The sequence below is a fragment of the Candidatus Regiella endosymbiont of Tuberolachnus salignus genome, assembly GCF_964020115.1.
GTDB classification, from domain to species: Bacteria; Pseudomonadota; Gammaproteobacteria; order Enterobacterales; family Enterobacteriaceae; genus Regiella; species Regiella insecticola.
This window is the reverse complement of record NZ_OZ026542.1, coordinates 2,937,146-2,952,718: the sequence shown is the minus strand read 5'-3', so window position 1 is coordinate 2,952,718 and position 15,573 is coordinate 2,937,146. Positions and strand designations below refer to the sequence as shown.

At 43.6% G+C, this 15,573-nt stretch carries 11 protein-coding genes; 3 read left to right on the top strand and 8 right to left on the bottom strand.

Going from position 1 to position 15,573, the window contains the following annotated elements; all coding sequences use genetic code 11:
* Positions 1-53: 53 nt before the first annotated feature.
* The 4 genes from secD to queA form a co-directional block, all read right to left on the bottom strand.
* Positions 54-1,907: a protein translocase subunit SecD gene (gene secD / locus AACL30_RS14680; protein ID WP_339057124.1), complete on the bottom strand. Its 1,854-nt coding sequence runs from the start codon at positions 1,905-1,907 to the stop codon at positions 54-56.
* 30 nt (positions 1,908-1,937) lie between these two features.
* The gene (yajC, locus tag AACL30_RS14675) at positions 1,938-2,270 is read right to left on the bottom strand and encodes a preprotein translocase subunit YajC (RefSeq protein WP_039907291.1); all 333 of its coding nucleotides are present in this window, start codon (positions 2,268-2,270) and stop codon (positions 1,938-1,940) included.
* Positions 2,271-2,396: 126 nt separating this feature from the next.
* A complete protein-coding gene (gene tgt / locus AACL30_RS14670) occupies positions 2,397-3,539 on the bottom strand; it encodes a tRNA guanosine(34) transglycosylase Tgt (RefSeq protein WP_339057123.1) in 1,143 nt (380 codons plus the stop codon).
* A 1-nt stretch (position 3,540) separates the two neighbouring features.
* Positions 3,541-4,782, bottom strand: a complete 1,242-nt coding sequence (gene queA / locus AACL30_RS14665) for a tRNA preQ1(34) S-adenosylmethionine ribosyltransferase-isomerase QueA (RefSeq protein WP_339057122.1) — start codon at positions 4,780-4,782, stop codon at positions 3,541-3,543.
* Between the two features lie 299 nt (positions 4,783-5,081).
* Between queA and AACL30_RS14660 the strand changes: the two genes are divergently transcribed.
* Positions 5,082-5,681 (top strand): peroxiredoxin C, encoded by a 600-nt coding sequence (locus AACL30_RS14660; protein ID WP_176487911.1) that lies wholly within the window; start codon positions 5,082-5,084, stop codon positions 5,679-5,681.
* A gap of 43 nt (positions 5,682-5,724) precedes the next feature.
* Here the strand turns inward: AACL30_RS14660 and AACL30_RS14655 are convergent, their stop codons facing one another.
* From AACL30_RS14655 to brnQ, 3 genes are all read right to left on the bottom strand, one after another.
* Positions 5,725-6,156, bottom strand: coding sequence for a DUF29 domain-containing protein (locus AACL30_RS14655; protein ID WP_339057121.1), 432 nt, complete (start codon positions 6,154-6,156; stop codon positions 5,725-5,727).
* Positions 6,157-6,317: 161 nt separating this feature from the next.
* Positions 6,318-7,691 (bottom strand): proline-specific permease ProY, encoded by a 1,374-nt coding sequence (gene proY, locus AACL30_RS14650; RefSeq protein ID WP_339057120.1) that lies wholly within the window; start codon positions 7,689-7,691, stop codon positions 6,318-6,320.
* A gap of 226 nt (positions 7,692-7,917) precedes the next feature.
* Entirely contained in the window at positions 7,918-9,237 is a 1,320-nt protein-coding gene (gene brnQ, locus AACL30_RS14645; RefSeq protein WP_339057119.1) for a branched-chain amino acid transport system II carrier protein, read from the bottom strand.
* A gap of 477 nt (positions 9,238-9,714) precedes the next feature.
* On the opposite strand from brnQ, the gene dnaB reads away from it, so the two are divergent.
* Positions 9,715-11,118 carry a replicative DNA helicase gene (gene dnaB, locus AACL30_RS14640; RefSeq protein ID WP_339057118.1) on the top strand — a complete coding sequence of 468 codons (1,404 nt, stop codon included), beginning with the start codon at positions 9,715-9,717 and terminating at the stop codon, positions 11,116-11,118.
* 197 nt (positions 11,119-11,315) lie between these two features.
* Here dnaB and uvrA read toward each other — a convergent pair whose 3' ends face one another.
* Positions 11,316-14,141 carry an excinuclease ABC subunit UvrA gene (gene uvrA / locus AACL30_RS14635; RefSeq protein ID WP_339057117.1) on the bottom strand — a complete coding sequence of 942 codons (2,826 nt, stop codon included), beginning with the start codon at positions 14,139-14,141 and terminating at the stop codon, positions 11,316-11,318.
* 513 nt (positions 14,142-14,654) lie between these two features.
* Here uvrA and AACL30_RS14630 point away from each other — a divergent pair.
* Positions 14,655-15,449 carry a hypothetical protein gene (locus AACL30_RS14630; RefSeq protein WP_339057116.1) on the top strand — a complete coding sequence of 265 codons (795 nt, stop codon included), beginning with the start codon at positions 14,655-14,657 and terminating at the stop codon, positions 15,447-15,449.
* The last annotated feature ends 124 nt before the right edge of the window (positions 15,450-15,573 follow it).

Genomic DNA, 15,573 nt, shown 5'->3' with positions numbered 1-15,573 from the left:
AACTCACACCACGCAGTAGGTTATGCAAGAAGTCTAATATTATTTTTGTAAGATCAGATCGACAGCTTATTAATACGTTTTCCACCGTACAGAAGATTAACAATAGCACGTGTGCCGACTATTGCCGTAAACATTGAGGTTATTACGCCTATTACTGTGGTGATCGCGAAACCTTTAATCGAACCGGTGCCGATCGCGTAAAGAATAATGGCCGTGATCAGTGTTGTGACATTAGCATCAACAATACTAGAGAAAGCCCCTTGGTAACCTTGATGTATCGCTTGTTGGATAGAACGCCCATTGCGAAGTTCTTCTTTTATCCGCTCGTTAATCAGTACGTTAGCATCAACAGCAACCGCTAATGTTAGCACTATGCCTGCAATGCCCGGCATGGTTAATGTCGCTCCTGGAAGTAGTGACATGATACCCACGATCAACACCAGGTTAACCAAGAGCGCGCTACTGGCTATCAAGCCAAATTTACGATAATAAATGACCATAAAGATAATGGATGCGATCAGACCCCATAAACAAGCGGCTAAACCTTGAGTAATGTTTTGCGCGCCGAGTGTCGGGCCAATGGTTCTCTCTTCTACAATTTGGATCGGCGCAATCAAAGCACCTGCACGTAATAGTAAAGAAAGTTGGCGTGCTTCAACGGGGTTAGCAATCCCTGTGATCCGGAAGTTGTTGCCCAAACGTGATTGAATGGTCGCTACGTTAATGACTTCTTCTTGTTTAACGAAAATCGTTTTACCATTAACATCTTTTTTCCCACTGTCTTTGTATTCTACAAATAAAGTGGCCATCGGCTTGCCAATATTATCTTTGGTAAAATTAGACATGATTGACCCACCCGCACTGTCTAACGAAATATTAACCTGAGCTTGATTATATTCATCCGTGCTAGATGTTGAGTCGGTAATATGATCACCGGTTAGGATCACCCGTTTATAAAGCACTACCGGGCGTCCTTCGCGGGTCAGTTTCACTTCAGAATCACCGGGGACACGGCCGGCGGCGGCGGCGCTGGGGTCGATGTTAGTATTTTGTAACCGAAATTCAAGTGAGGCAGTGGCACCCAAGATTTCTTTAGCCCGTGCCGTGTCTTGAATACCAGGTAATTCAACGACGATCCGGTCAGCCCCTTGCTTCTGCACTAAAGGCTCAGCCACCCCCAATTGATTTACTCGATTACGTAGAATGGTAATATTTTGTTGCAGTGCATACCCACGTGCTTCACGCAAACGTTCATCACTCATCAAGGCTTTTAATTGATTATTGCCATCAGTGTTAATGACCAGATCACGGTGACGTGATGAAAGGTAGCTGATCGCCGTATCACGTAATTTATCGTCTGCAAAGCGGATGACAACCGCATAGTTGGTCTGATCCTGCTTAGCTGCCGAGAGATAGGGGATATTTTTTTGCCGCAGATCAGCGCGTAGGCTATCTATATTGTGTTCTTGCAGCTTGCTTAATGCCGTGTCCATATCAACTTCCATTAAAAAATGGACACCACCGCGTAAATCAAGCCCCAATTTCATCGGATCAGCCCCCAGTGCCGCCAGCCAAGCGGGCGTCGCAGGGGCTAAATTTAATGCGATGACGTATTTATCGCCCAGTGCCGTCATTAATACTTCACGCGCATGTAACTGAACATCAGGATCACTAAAACGCACTAAAATTGCGCCATTTTCAAGCGCCATTGATTTGCTCGGTATTTTTTCTTTTACTAACACCGCCTGGACTTGATGCAGCGTTGTTTCATTGGCGTCGATGCCTCGCACGCCAGTGATTTGAACTGCTGGATCCTCACCATAAAGGTTAGGAAGCGCATAGAGCAAACCGATGAGGATAAAAAAAATCAACATCAAATACTTCCACAAGGGATAACGATTTAGCACAGCAGTTCCTTTAGAAAAAATCGGAATTATTTATAACGCTTTCATAGTACCTTTGGGTAACACGGCAGCGACAAAATCACGTTTAATCATCACTTCAGTGGTGTCATTAAGCGCAATCACAATATAACCGGTTTCGGCAATTTTAATAACACGACCCAGGAACCCGCCGGTAGTTAATACTTCATCGCCTTTAGCAATTGAGTCCATCAATTTTTTATGTTCTTTGGTTCGTTTTTGTTGCGGTCGTAGGATCATAAAATAAAAAATTAGGCCAAATACCACTAGCATAATGATCATTGAATACGGATTTCCTTGTGCCGGATCACCAGCAGAAGCGATAGCTTCAGGTATAAGAAAACTCATTAACATTACCTCTTTAATTAACGTTATCAATAATAGGAAAATAGTTTACTACAAATCAGTCCTTGCTTTTGCGAGCTGTCTCTTAAAACCGGGCATTTTAAAATTAAAGGGGGAGATTTTTCTAGCTTAATCTTTACACCGTATCGGCAAATCCAAAGACAAAGGGGATATACCAATTTGATAATAAAATTCTTTGACAAAGTCCTCTAATTTTTTATCTTCAATAGCTTGTCGTAAAGCGGCCATTAAACGCTGATAGTAACGTAAATTATGGATGGTATTAAGCCGAGCGCCTAGCATTTCGTTACAACGATCAAGATGATGCAAATAGGCTCGACTATAATGGCGGCAAGTGTAGCAATCACAGTCTTTGTCCAGTGTAGAGTCATCCTCTTTATGCTTAGCATTACGTATTTTTATCACCCCTTCAGTGACAAATAAATGACCGTTGCGCGCATTACGGGTCGGCATCACACAGTCAAACATGTCAATACCACGACGCACCCCTTCAACCAAATCTTCCGGTTTACCTACGCCCATTAAATAGCGGGGTTTTTCTTGTGGGATCTGGCAGCAAATATGCTCTAAAATGCGGTGCATCTCAGCTTTTGGCTCCCCCACGGCTAATCCCCCCACCGCGTAGCCATCAAAACCAATCTCTAGCAGTTTATTCAATGAAATATCGCGTAAATCGGGGTAGATCCCGCCTTGAATGATACCAAATAACGCATTTTGATTATTCAATTCGTCAAAGCGTTGGCGACTACGCTGTGCCCAACGCAATGATAATTCCATAGACTTTTTAGCATAATCCCAATCAGCCGGATAGGGAGTACATTCATCGAAAATCATCACAATATCAGAGCCCAGCTCCTTTTGGATCTCCATCGATTTTTCTGGACTCAGGAATACCTTGCTGCCATCAATGGGGCTATTAAAATAAACCCCTTCTTCTTTTATTTTACGCATTGCGCCTAAACTAAAGACTTGAAAGCCACCAGAATCGGTTAAAATCGGGCTCTGCCATTGCATAAAATCATGCAGATCGCCGTGTTTTTTGATGATTTGTTCACCGGGGCGCAACCAAAGATGAAAGGTATTACCTAATAAAATTTGAGCGCCACTGGTTTTGACTTCTTCTGGTGTCATCCCTTTAACCGTGCCATAAGTGCCAACGGGCATAAAAGCAGGGGTTTCAACTGTGCCACGTTTAAATACCAAGCGGCCACGGCGGGCGTTGCCATCGGTGTTTAGTAACTCGAACTTCACGTCACCTCCCAGTGTTTATTTTTTCTTGTGCGGCCAGGGGATTACGGCTAATAAACATGGCATCGCCATAGCTAAAAAAGCGGTATTCTTTTTCTATTGCAAGCTGATAAGCTGCCATCGTATTTTTATAACCGGCAAAGGCGGCAACCAGCATGATCAGGGTTGATTTCGGTAAATGAAAATTAGTGATCAAGCCGTCGACTATTTGATAATGGTATCCCGGATAAATAAAAATCCGCGTATCGCCGAAAAAAGGCATTATTAACGCATTGCTACCGGGGTTATACCCACAGTCTTTGAAGTTGCCGCTAGGCGGCCAGGGCGTGCGACCCGATGAGCGTAGATCTACTACGTGATTCGGGCGAATGTCCGCAGCCAACAACGCGGCGGCTTCAAAGACTGTGGGTATATTCTCATTTTTTTCCGCACGTTGCATGGCGGCACTTTCCAATGATCGCACCGAGGTTGTTCCTACGGCGATCACTCTTTTTCCTCTGGCTTTACAGGCTAATACTGCCTCTACCACCGTTTGCGGTACCTCTGCGTATTCAGCGTGCATGCTGTGCTCTTCGATATTTTTTACCCGTATCGGCTGAAAGGTGCCAGCACCAACATGCAAGGTAACAAACGCCATTTCGATACCTTTTTTTCGTAATGCATCAAGCAGTGGTTGATCAAAATGCAGCCCTGCAGTCGGGGCGGCAACCGCGCCAGGACGTTGGCTATATACTGTTTGATATAATTCACGATCACTTTTTTCATCTGGGCGATCAATGTAAGGAGGCAAAGGGATATGACCGATAGCGCGTAAAATAGTCAGCACATCCCGTTGATCATCAAAACGTAATTCAAATAGATTGTCTAAACGTGCCAATACAGTAGCTTGAATCGCAGTATGCTCGCTTTTATCATCGCCCAATTGTAATTGCGTACCGGGTTTCGGTGCCTTAGACGCTTTGACATGCGCTAATACCCGATGATCATCCAGTAGGCGTTCCACCAAGATTTCTAGCTTGCCCCCGCTGGCTTTTTTTCCAAATAGTCGCGCGGGAATAACACGAGTATCATTAAACACCAGCAGATCACCTGCTTGTAATTTATTCAATACATCGGTAAAAACGCCGTGCGTGATGCTGCCAGTTTGCCCATCCAACGATAATAAACGACAACCGCTGCGCTGAGAATGTGGATAATGGGCAATCAGTGATCCTGGCAGGGTAAAAGAAAAATCGTCAACACGCATGTTTTCACTTCAATTAACTTTAAAAAAATAAGCGGCCTAGTCTAGAGCCGTCGATAATTAGCTGCAAGGAATTAATGGAGGAAATATTTTTTACTGCTATTTGTTTCTTTCTTTTGTGATTAATCTACTATACTCCCTGTGCTGTTTTATCCCCAGAGTCCTTCAAGTTGCAGCGTCGCGGCAGGGGTAAGGCCGATGAACTTTCGAGTTACGACAAGGCGGCGGCTTCAAAGACAGAGGCTATAGACAGAAAAAAATATAAAGCAGATTCATTGATATTAACCAGAGGAGAATAATTTATGGTTTTAGTCACTCGTGAAGCCCCTGATTTTACTGCCGCAGCGGTGCTCGGTACCGGCGAAATTAATAATAATTTTAATTTGAAAAAACACCTAAATGGCAAAGCGGCGGTGTTATTTTTCTGGCCGCTGGATTTCACCTTTGTCTGCCCTACAGAACTGATTGCTTTTGATAAACGCTACCAAGAATTTGAAAAACGTGATGTTGAAATTATTGGTGTTTCCATCGATTCACAATTTACTCATAACGCCTGGCGTAATACCTCTACTGATGAAGGAGGAATTGGTGCAGTGCAATATCCTATGGTGTCTGATGTTAATCACAAGATTACCCAGGCTTATGGTATCGAACATCCAGCCGGCGTCGCACTGCGGGCTTCTTTCTTAATCGACAAAAAAGGGATAGTACGTCATCAAGTGGTCAATGATCTGCCATTAGGTCGTAATATCGATGAAATGCTGCGTATGGTAGATTCGCTTCAATTCCATGAAGAAAATGGTGAAGTTTGCCCAGCACAGTGGGAAAAAGGGAAAGCAGGTATGACAGCTTCAGCTGATGGCGTAAAAAAATACTTATCTGAACACACTGCTAAGCTTTAGTGCCGCTCGATAATAAAACCGCCCGAAAAGCGGTTTTATTATTTTAATCTGGATAAAATTCGCTATTGATAATTTGTTCAAACGACCAAGGGCAGACGCTGGGGAAGACTTTACGGCTAATATTGGTTTCTTTTTCTGCGCTGATCAGCGAATAACGATATGCTTTTGCTAAAGATTCACTGAGTTTGTGTTTTAAACTGGGGCTTTCAGCAAGGCAATCGTTTACTTTTGCTCGTTGGCCTACAATAGTCAGCCGCCAGCTACGACTACGTAACCCTTCTTGGTATTGCCATTTAAGCAGATGGGTGATCAGAACCTCTAAACGCGATTCCAATTCTCTACGTTCGCTCCGCCCCATTGATTCTATTTCCTCTAACAAATTTTCTTTGTCTAGTTGATTTACATCACCAGACCTTAATAACTCTGCTTGCTGTTGTGTCCAACCATAAAAATCGGTGTTGTAGGAGGTTGCCATAATTAACTTATACCTTTGTTTTAAAGCGGCGGTTATACCCAATGAATTTCGAGTTACGGCAAGACGGCAATCAATCGAATCCTAGGAATGTACAAGTAGTACATGACTAGGATGAATGATCGCTGCCAACGCCGCCGTAACTTGAAAGGCGAAGGGTATATCTACCGTTTTTTGTTTCGCTGATAACCTATTTTAAGATAATAACTGATTGCAAGTAATGCTATCCACGCGAAACCAACATAAAGCGAGACACGAGTAGCAGGGAAGTAACCAATTAATCCAATAATAAACAGCAGAAAGATAATTGCCACCACTGAAGTAAAAACACCGCCTCGTAGCGGAAAATCTAGTGCTTTAATTTGATTTTGGTTTAAAGAACGGCGAAAAGCGATTTGCGAGCACAGGATCATGATCCACACCCAAACTGTGGCAAAGGTCGCCAGTGAAGCGATCACTAAAAAAACGTTTTCTGGCATAAGGTAATTTAAATAAACCGCCACCAGCATCGCACACATCATAGTAACCACCGTTACCCAAGGCACGCCTCGCTTCGAGATAGCGGTACATACTTTAGGGGCGTTTCCTTGTTCTGCCATTCCGTGCAGCATACGACCCACGCCAAAAACGTCACTGTTTACTGCTGATATAGAGGCAGTAATGACGACAAAGTTAAGAATACTTGCCGCAATGGTGATGCCTAAATGTTGAAAGGTCAGCACAAACGGGCTGCCATGGGTGCCAACCTGGTGCCATGGATAAATGGACATAATGACGAACAGGGTACCTACGTAAAAAACTAAAATGCGCCAAGGTACAGAATTAATCGCTTTTGGAATGGATTTTTTAGGATCTACCGCTTCACCGGCAGTGATGCCAATAATTTCAATACCGCCATAAGCAAACATCACCATTTGCAACGACAGCAGCATGCCAATAATCCCGTGACTAAAAAAACCACCCTGAGTCCAGAGATTATGTATTCCTGTCGGTTGGCCTCCGTTACCTATACCCCAGAAAATAATACCAATACCCGCCAATATCATAACGATAATAGTGGCGACTTTAAAAAATGAGAACCAAAACTCCAACTCACCAAAGACTTTAACGCTCATTATGTTGATAGCGCCAATGATTAACACCACACTCAACACCCAAATCCAATGTGGTACCTCAGGAAACCAAACCCCCATGTAGATACCAAAAGCAGTGACATCGGCAATGGCGACAATCAAAATCTCAAAACAGTAAGTCCAGCCGGTAATATAACCTACCATCGGCCCTAAATAATCTTGAGCATAACGAGAAAAGGAACTGGCTTGTGGATTGTTAACCGACATTTCTCCCAGCGCGCGCATAATAATAAACGCCACTACACCGCCGATTAAATAAGCCAATAATACACTAGGCCCTGCCATTTTTATCGCATCTGCCGAACCATAGAACAAACCAGTACCAATGGCTGATCCCAATGCCATAAAACGAATATGTCGGGCAGTTAAACCTCGTTTTAGTTTATTTTTGATGGGGTGTTCCATAAAAATTCCCTTAGAAAAAAACCACGTAATGAATACGTGGTTAATATTGTCACACTGCCTGCAAAACCGTAGCGCAGAATTCGAACCACGCAGTAGGTTTTGCAAGAAGTCTATACCCAATGAATTTCAAGTTACGGCAAGGCGGCAATCAATCGAATCGGTACATGACAGAGGATGAGAGATCGTTGCCAACGCCGCCGTAACTTGAAAGGCGAAGGGTATATTATTATTTCACGGCCACTTTATCACTAGAGCCATACAAGCGATCTAACAGGCCAACTCCAATAAATACCAGTACTGACGGCAACAGCCATGCCAATCCTTGTTCCACCATCGGCAAATGCTGTAACCAAGTAGGCAGTAGTTGCTCAAAGGGAGACGCTTTTATCGCATCCAAAATCCCAAACAACAAGCTAACCAACATAACGGGCGCCATAATGAGTGTCGTGTTATGCCACCAACGTAAAGTAAAACTCAGCACCACTAAGACGATACAAGGGGGATAAATCGCCGTCAACACGGGAATTGAAATTTGGATCAGATGCGTTAACCCTAGATTGGAAACCAGCATAGAAAAAATGCCAAGAATAAACACTAAAGCACGGTAAGATAGCGGTAAATATTGGCTAAAAAATTCAGCACAAGCACAGGTCAGACCAATCGCGGTCACAATACAAGCGATAAAAATCAAAGCAGCCAAAAAGACACTACCCAAACCACCCAAGGTATGTTGAACATAAGCATGCAAAATGACGGCACCATTTTGGGCATCTGGCGTTAAAATACCGCTGCTTGAACCGAGTTTAAATAAGCTAAGGTAAAGCAGTGTCAGCCCCAACCCGGCAATCAATCCTGCTAAAACGGTATAGCGTGTCAATAAACCAACGGAAACAACCCCCCGAGAGCGAGCAGCGTTAACAATAACAATACCAAATACCAACGCGCCAAGCGTATCCATGGTCAGATAGCCATTAATAAAGCCAGAAGAAAAAGGCATTTGTTGATACAACTCAATAGCGGGAATAGAAGTACCGGCAGGCCATAACACAGCGGTGATCCCCAAGATGCTAAATGCGATGATTTTTAACGGCGCTAAAATATGGCCGATGGTGTCTAATAAACGGCCAGGATAAAGTGAAACACCAATAACTAATGAAAAATAAATAAGACTATAAATCAGCAGTGGTATAGCCCCGTCGCCCGTTAAAGGCGCAATCCCAACTTCAAAAGAAACCGTTGCCGTACGAGGCGTTGCAAACAAAGGTCCCACTGCCAAATAACAAATGGTAGCCAATAACAAACCCGCCCGTCGCCCAATCGGCGTACTCAGCGCGTCAATGCCTCCGCCGACTTTTGCCAAAGCGACAACGGTTATCACTGGCAAACCGACAGCGGTTATCAAAAAACCAAGGGCAGCCAACCAAACGTTTTCACCCGACTGCAAACCAACGATAGGGGGAAAAATAATGTTCCCTGCCCCCACGAACAAAGCAAAAGTCATAAAACCTAATGCTAAAATATCTTTAAACGATAAATGATGAGCCATAAATTGTTGCCCTTTTCAGTGATCAAAAAAGTAAATTGTTGACTTTTCGGTTTGATCAAAATTATCTAACAAAGTTTTACTGTGTTTTAATTGTATGAGGATCAAGCCAACAACAAAAATCAAGATAAACTTTTATAACAAAAAAAGGCAAGCGGGACGAACAAAAGCGGGATTATTATCTTTAATAAGATAAAATTGCAGTCAAACACACTAATAACAGTCAAATATACCTGATAAATTTTCAGGCAAGTAGAATGCTCGCAATCCTTCTTTACTCTGTGTACACTCCGGTGGCTCTATACCCTTCGCCTTTGAAGCTGCCGCGTTGTTGGCTGCGGGGATTCGCCCGAATCACGTAGTATGTCTACGCTCATCGGTCGCCCGCCCTGGCAGCCGAAGGCAACTCCACAGGCGAAGGGTATGTTGCCTGTCCTAACTTCACTTAAAATAAAAAATTAGTAGATAAAAGCACGTTTTATGGCCGAAAACAAACTCACTAACAATATCATGACATCAAGAGATCGCCAGATAGAAGGCTTAAAGCTACCACCGTACTCGTTGGAAGCAGAGCAGTCGATATTAGGGGGTCTAATGTTGGATAATCAGCGCTGGGATAATGTCTCTGAACGTGTCACTAACAGTGACTTCTTTAGTTATCCGCATCGGCGGATTTTTACGGAAATGCAATGTTTATTGGAAATCAATCAACCAATTGATTTAATAACATTATCCGAATCTTTAGAGCAGAAAGGCGATTTAGAATCTATAGGCGGTTTTGCCTATCTTGCCGAGCTTTCTAAAAACACGCCCAGTGCGGCAAATATTGGCGCGTATGCAGATATCGTGCGCGAACGTGCCATCGTGCGCGAGATGATATCGGTAGCGAATGAAATAGCCGACGCGGGTTATGAGCCACAAGGACGTAGTAGTGAAGAATTGCTGGATCTAGCCGAATCCCGCGTTTTTCAAATTGCCGAAAAGCGCGCGAACAAAAATGAGGGTCCAAAAAACATCGATAGTATCTTAGCCGATACCATTGAACGCATTGAACAACTTTATCAACGTCCTCATGATGGCGTGACTGGCGTTCCAACCGGTTATCAAGATTTAGATAAAAAAACCGCAGGGTTACAAAAATCAGATCTTATTATTGTCGCCGCCCGTCCTTCAATGGGAAAAACCACCTTTGCCATGAATGTATGTGAAAACGCCGCATTGACGGAAGATAAACCGGTGCTGATTTTCAGTTTAGAAATGCCGGCTAATCAACTTATGATGCGAACGCTTTCATCACTTTCTCGCGTCGATCAAACTCGTATTCGTACCGGTCAGTTAAACGACGATGATTGGGCACGTATTTCGAGCAGTATGGGGATTTTGCTAAAAAAACGTAATATCTATATTGACGATTCTTCTGGCTTAACACCGACTGAAGTGCGTGCGCGATCGCGACGGGTCTTTCGCGAACATGGCGGCTTGAGTCTCATTATGATCGATTATTTGCAATTAATGCGTGTCCCAACGTTGTTGAACAACCGTACCTTAGAAATTGCAGAAATTTCTCGTTCACTCAAAGCGTTGGCAAAAGAATTGCAGGTACCTGTGGTGGCATTATCTCAGCTCAATCGTAGTCTAGAACAACGTGCTGATAAACGTCCGGTCAATTCAGATTTACGTGAGTCTGGCTCTATTGAACAAGATGCTGATGTAATTATGTTTATTTACCGTGATGAAGTGTATAACGAAAACAGTGAACTAAAAGGGATTGCGGAAATTATTTTAGGCAAGCAGCGAAACGGCCCCATCGGATCAGTGCGTTTGACATTTAATGGCCGATGTTCGCGTTTCGATAATTATGCGGGTACAGGGTATGAGGATTGATGCTATGTCAGTAGCCTGTAAATCTCTTATGCTCGCTGATACTTCGTCAAAAACGGGCTCAATATGCTCATTTACCGTCTTGTTTTTTTAACAAAAGGAACTGCTTTTTCCTTGTCTAAGCGCCGCTCAAGAAGATTTCGAATAGGCTCTTAATCAATTTGCACTCTCAATATGGCAAACTGCTTTAGCATCATCACCTATTCCAACATTTTCTTTAAAAATTCAGCGGTATGAGAATGGGGGCACTGTGCCACTGTCTCTGGCGTACCCTCGACCAAAATTTCTCCACCGCCATCGCCCCCTTCGGGGCCGATATCAACAATCCAGTCGGCGGTTTTAATTACGTCTAAATTATGCTCAATCACCACAATGGTATTGCCCTGGTTCCGTAACTGGTGCAACACCTTCAACAGCTGTTCAATATCGGCGAAATGTAGACCGGTCGTGGGTTCATCTAAAATATACAACGTCTGACTCGTGCCACGCTTTGATAATTCCCGCGCCAATTTAACCCGCTGCGCCTCCCCCCCGGAGAGCGTGGTAGCCGATTGGCCGAGAGAAAGATAAGACAACCCGACATCAATTAATGTTTGTAATTTTCGAGCAACAGCAGGGACAGCGTCAAAAAAACATCGCGCCTCTTCAATGGTCATGGCCAGTACTTGGTGGATATTTTTATCTTTATATTTTATTTCTAAGGTCTCGCGGTTATAGCGTTTGCCTTTACATTGATCGCAGGGCACATAGACATCGGGCAAAAAATGCATTTCCACTTTGATCACCCCATCACCCTGACAGGCCTCACAACGCCCTCCTTTGACGTTAAAACTAAAACGTCCGACATGATAACCACGGGCTCGAGATTCAGGAACCCCCGCAAACAATTCACGTATCGGGGTAAATATGTCGGTATAGGTCGCGGGATTAGAGCGCGGAGTACGTCCAATAGGGCTTTGATCAATGTTGATCACTTTATCAAAATGCTCTAGCCCTTCAATTTCTTTGTAGGGTGCGGGTTCGGCGGTAGCGGCACCGTTCAGTTGACACTGAGCGATACGATAAAGGGTGTTATTAATCAATGTTGATTTACCCGATCCGGAAACACCGGTAATGCAACTAAATAAACCGACGGGGAGGGTTAAAGTGACATTTTTCAGATTATGGCCTGTGGCACCGATTAATTTTAATCGCTTTTGGGGATCGGCGATGGCTCGCTGAGTGGGTACCGCAATTTTACGCTTACCACTAAGAAATTGGCCGGTTAAAGAGAGAGGATCCGCTATGACATCAGCAACGGAACCTTCAGCGACTACCTTCCCACCGTGAACCCCAGCGCCGGGGCCGATATCAATTAGGTGATCAGCAGCCCGGATCGCCTCTTCATCATGCTCAACCACAATCACCGTGTTACCTAAATCACGTAGATCAGTTAATGTTTTTAGTAGGCGTTGGTTATCTCGTTGATGCAGTCCGATAGAAGGTTCATCCAGCACGTACATCACGCCAACTAAACCAGCGCCAATTTGGCTGGCGAGTCGAATACGCTGAGCTTCACCGCCGGACAAGCTGTCTGCGGAACGAGAAAGTGATAAATAATTCAACCCCACGTTGACTAAAAATTGCAGGCGATCGATGATTTCTTGTAATACTTTTTCAGCAATCTGTGCCCGTTGGCCGGTTAAGGTCATGTTTTTGAAAAAGGTTAATATCTCTTCAATACTCAACACAGAAAGATCAGGTAGTGTGCACTTGTCGATAAAAACATGACGTGCCTCTTGGCGTAATCGAGTGCCTTCGCAAGATTTACAGCGACGATGACTAATAAATTTAGCTAATTCTGTTCGTACCAGGCTGGATCCCGTTTCTTTATAACGGCGTTCCATATTGTGTAAAACGCCCTCAAATGCATGGCGTTTTAGGGTAATATCACCCCGATCATGGACATACTTAAATTCGATAATTTCTTTACCCGAGCCATACAACAGGATGTTTTTTGTTTTCTCATCTAATTGATCAACAGGGGATTCAATATCAAATTGATAATGATTGGCTAACGAATTCAGCATTTGAAAATAATAAAAATGCCGCCGATCCCAACCACGAATAGCACCATCGGCCAAAGACAATTTGGCATTTTGTATGATTCGAGCCGGATCAAAAAACTGCTGCACACCTAATCCATCACAGCTAGGACAAGCGCCAGCCGGATTATTAAAAGAAAATAAACGCGGCTCGAGTTCACTGATGCTGTAATGACAAGTCGGGCAAGCAAAATTAGCCGAGAACACTAACTCCTGTTTATTTTTATCCTCCATATCGGCGACTATCGCGCTGCCACCCGACAAGGCTAATGCGGTTTCAAATGACTCCGCTAGACGTTGAGCCAAATCTGACCGTACTTTAAAACGATCAACTACCGCTTCAATGGTATGTTTTTTTTGCAATGCGAGTTTTGGCGGATCAGTCAGATCGCAAATCTCTCCGTCTATTCGTGCACGAATATACCCCTGAGAGGTTAAATTCTCTAAGATTTTACTGTGTTCACCTTTACGATCTTGCACCAGTGGCGCTAATAACATCAATCGGCGCCCTTCCGGCTGGTTTAATACATTATCAACCATTTGGCTCACCGTTTGTGCCTTTAAGGATAAATCGTGCACTGGACAACGCGGCTCGCCGATACGGGCAAATAATAAGCGTAAATAATCATGTATTTCAGTAATGGTACCCACGGTAGAGCGTGGATTATGTGAAGTTGATTTTTGTTCGATAGAAATGGCGGGTGACAGACCTTCGATGTGATCGACATCCGGTTTTTCCATTAACGATAAAAACTGGCGCGCATAAGCAGAAAGCGATTCAACATAACGACGTTGTCCCTCAGCATAGAGGGTATCAAATGCCAATGAAGACTTTCCTGAACCTGATAAGCCAGTGATAACAATCAATTTATCGCGTGGAATAGTCAAATTAATGTTTTTCAGGTTATGCGTACGTGCCCCCCGAACTTCGATATTGTTCATGTCAACTTCCCGGATCCAATTGAGCCTGCCGGAGTCTAGCGCAATTTATCGGCTAGAGCCATGCGCTCAGGGATCAATCGCATTAACTAATCCCTAGACTGTTATGACGCCAAACTTTTTTCGATATGGCCAAATCAGTTTAATTTGATTCTGTGTTGATCTATTTTAATGAATTAATTTATATTATTATTTAGCTATCTGTTTATTTATTATTTACTTATAAATGATTTCTTGGCTATTTTTTATTCGTGCTCAATCAATTTATAACAGAGCATCAATGAATTTTATTTTGCTAGGGCACAAGATAACCTGATAGGCATAAAAAATAATCAATACAGTTTTTGGTTAATAATCAGCGATATTGCCAAATATATTCCAACAACAGTCCAAGATTAAGGGTTAATTAAAATGAATGTAGAAGACGTGGGCAAGCCCTTCTCGCTCATAGCACGAGAAAGTGTTAAACCGCCGGCTAAATCTGGGGGGTTCCTTGGAAGAACATGTAAACTCTGGATGTCTCAAGAAGGCTGGGAGCATGCATTAGATCATAACAGACGCAAATGTAAATATAGTTGTCTGCGGCAATTAGCGACCTCTAATCGTAGACAAGATCTGACTAGTGCTGGCTATGGAGTAGGGTCACTGAATAATAGAGCAGCAACTCCTATTCCTCAACCTTTGCCTCATACCCCTGATCAGACACTAAGACCTACTCCCACAGTTCACTCTCGCGCCCCAGTAGACAGACTAAGATCTCTGAGTAGTTCACAATCTTTCGCGCCCAGCCCATCTGGTAATGATAATGCACGGGAGGAAACTCAGCGTTCACTACGCTCTCAACGTGTGAATAAAGCAGCAAAAGCAGCTGAAATAGCCGGAACTGGGGAGGTAGCCGCTTCTACGCCTTCAAAAGATCAATGCTGTCTAGCTAACGAGCCACCGGCACAGAATAATCAGGCGCTTAATCGCAAAGTTCGCTTTCACGCCCCAGTAGCAGACAGAGTAGAAGAGCCACCGAAAGTAAAGAGTAGTACACAATCTTTCGTGCCCAGCCCATCTGGTAATGGTGATGATCGGAAGAAAACTCGAAATAGCAGTACTCAAACTCCGCTTACACCCGGCTCTAAGCACGTGAGTAAAACAACAATGAGAGTTCAGAGGAATATTGTTCAAGCACATGCTGGAATGGGAGGGACTGGACAAGCAAAGGCTTCTACATTAGCTTATCTAGAGCAATCGCCTCCAGCTGGCCATCGGCAACTTCATGTAGCGGATCCTACTCATCATAATTTTGGAATACCGTTATAAAACCACGTGGACACTGAATGTTATTTATTCTTAGCGCTGATCAATGCTAAGAATAAAGGCAAATATCACCATTTTTTATCTGTTGGCATGTTGTCTTTAAATTTAAAAAAGTATTGGAATCACG

Bases quoted from the DNA above. Each gene is read 5' to 3' on its own strand.
- yajC (WP_039907291.1), bottom strand. From the start codon at position 2,270: ATGAGTTTTCTTATACCTGAAGCTATCGCTTCTGCTGGTGATCCGGCA.
- queA (WP_339057122.1), bottom strand. From the start codon at position 4,782: ATGCGTGTTGACGATTTTTCTTTTACCCTGCCAGGATCACTGATTGCC.
- AACL30_RS14660 (WP_176487911.1), top strand. From the start codon at position 5,082: ATGGTTTTAGTCACTCGTGAAGCCCCTGATTTTACTGCCGCAGCGGTG.
- AACL30_RS14655 (WP_339057121.1), bottom strand. From the start codon at position 6,156: ATGGCAACCTCCTACAACACCGATTTTTATGGTTGGACACAACAGCAA.
- proY (WP_339057120.1), bottom strand. From the start codon at position 7,691: ATGGAACACCCCATCAAAAATAAACTAAAACGAGGTTTAACTGCCCGA.
- brnQ (WP_339057119.1), bottom strand. From the start codon at position 9,237: ATGGCTCATCATTTATCGTTTAAAGATATTTTAGCATTAGGTTTTATG.
- dnaB (WP_339057118.1), top strand. From the start codon at position 9,715: ATGGCCGAAAACAAACTCACTAACAATATCATGACATCAAGAGATCGC.
- uvrA (WP_339057117.1), bottom strand. From the start codon at position 14,141: ATGAACAATATCGAAGTTCGGGGGGCACGTACGCATAACCTGAAAAAC.
- AACL30_RS14630 (WP_339057116.1), top strand. From the start codon at position 14,655: ATGTCTCAAGAAGGCTGGGAGCATGCATTAGATCATAACAGACGCAAA.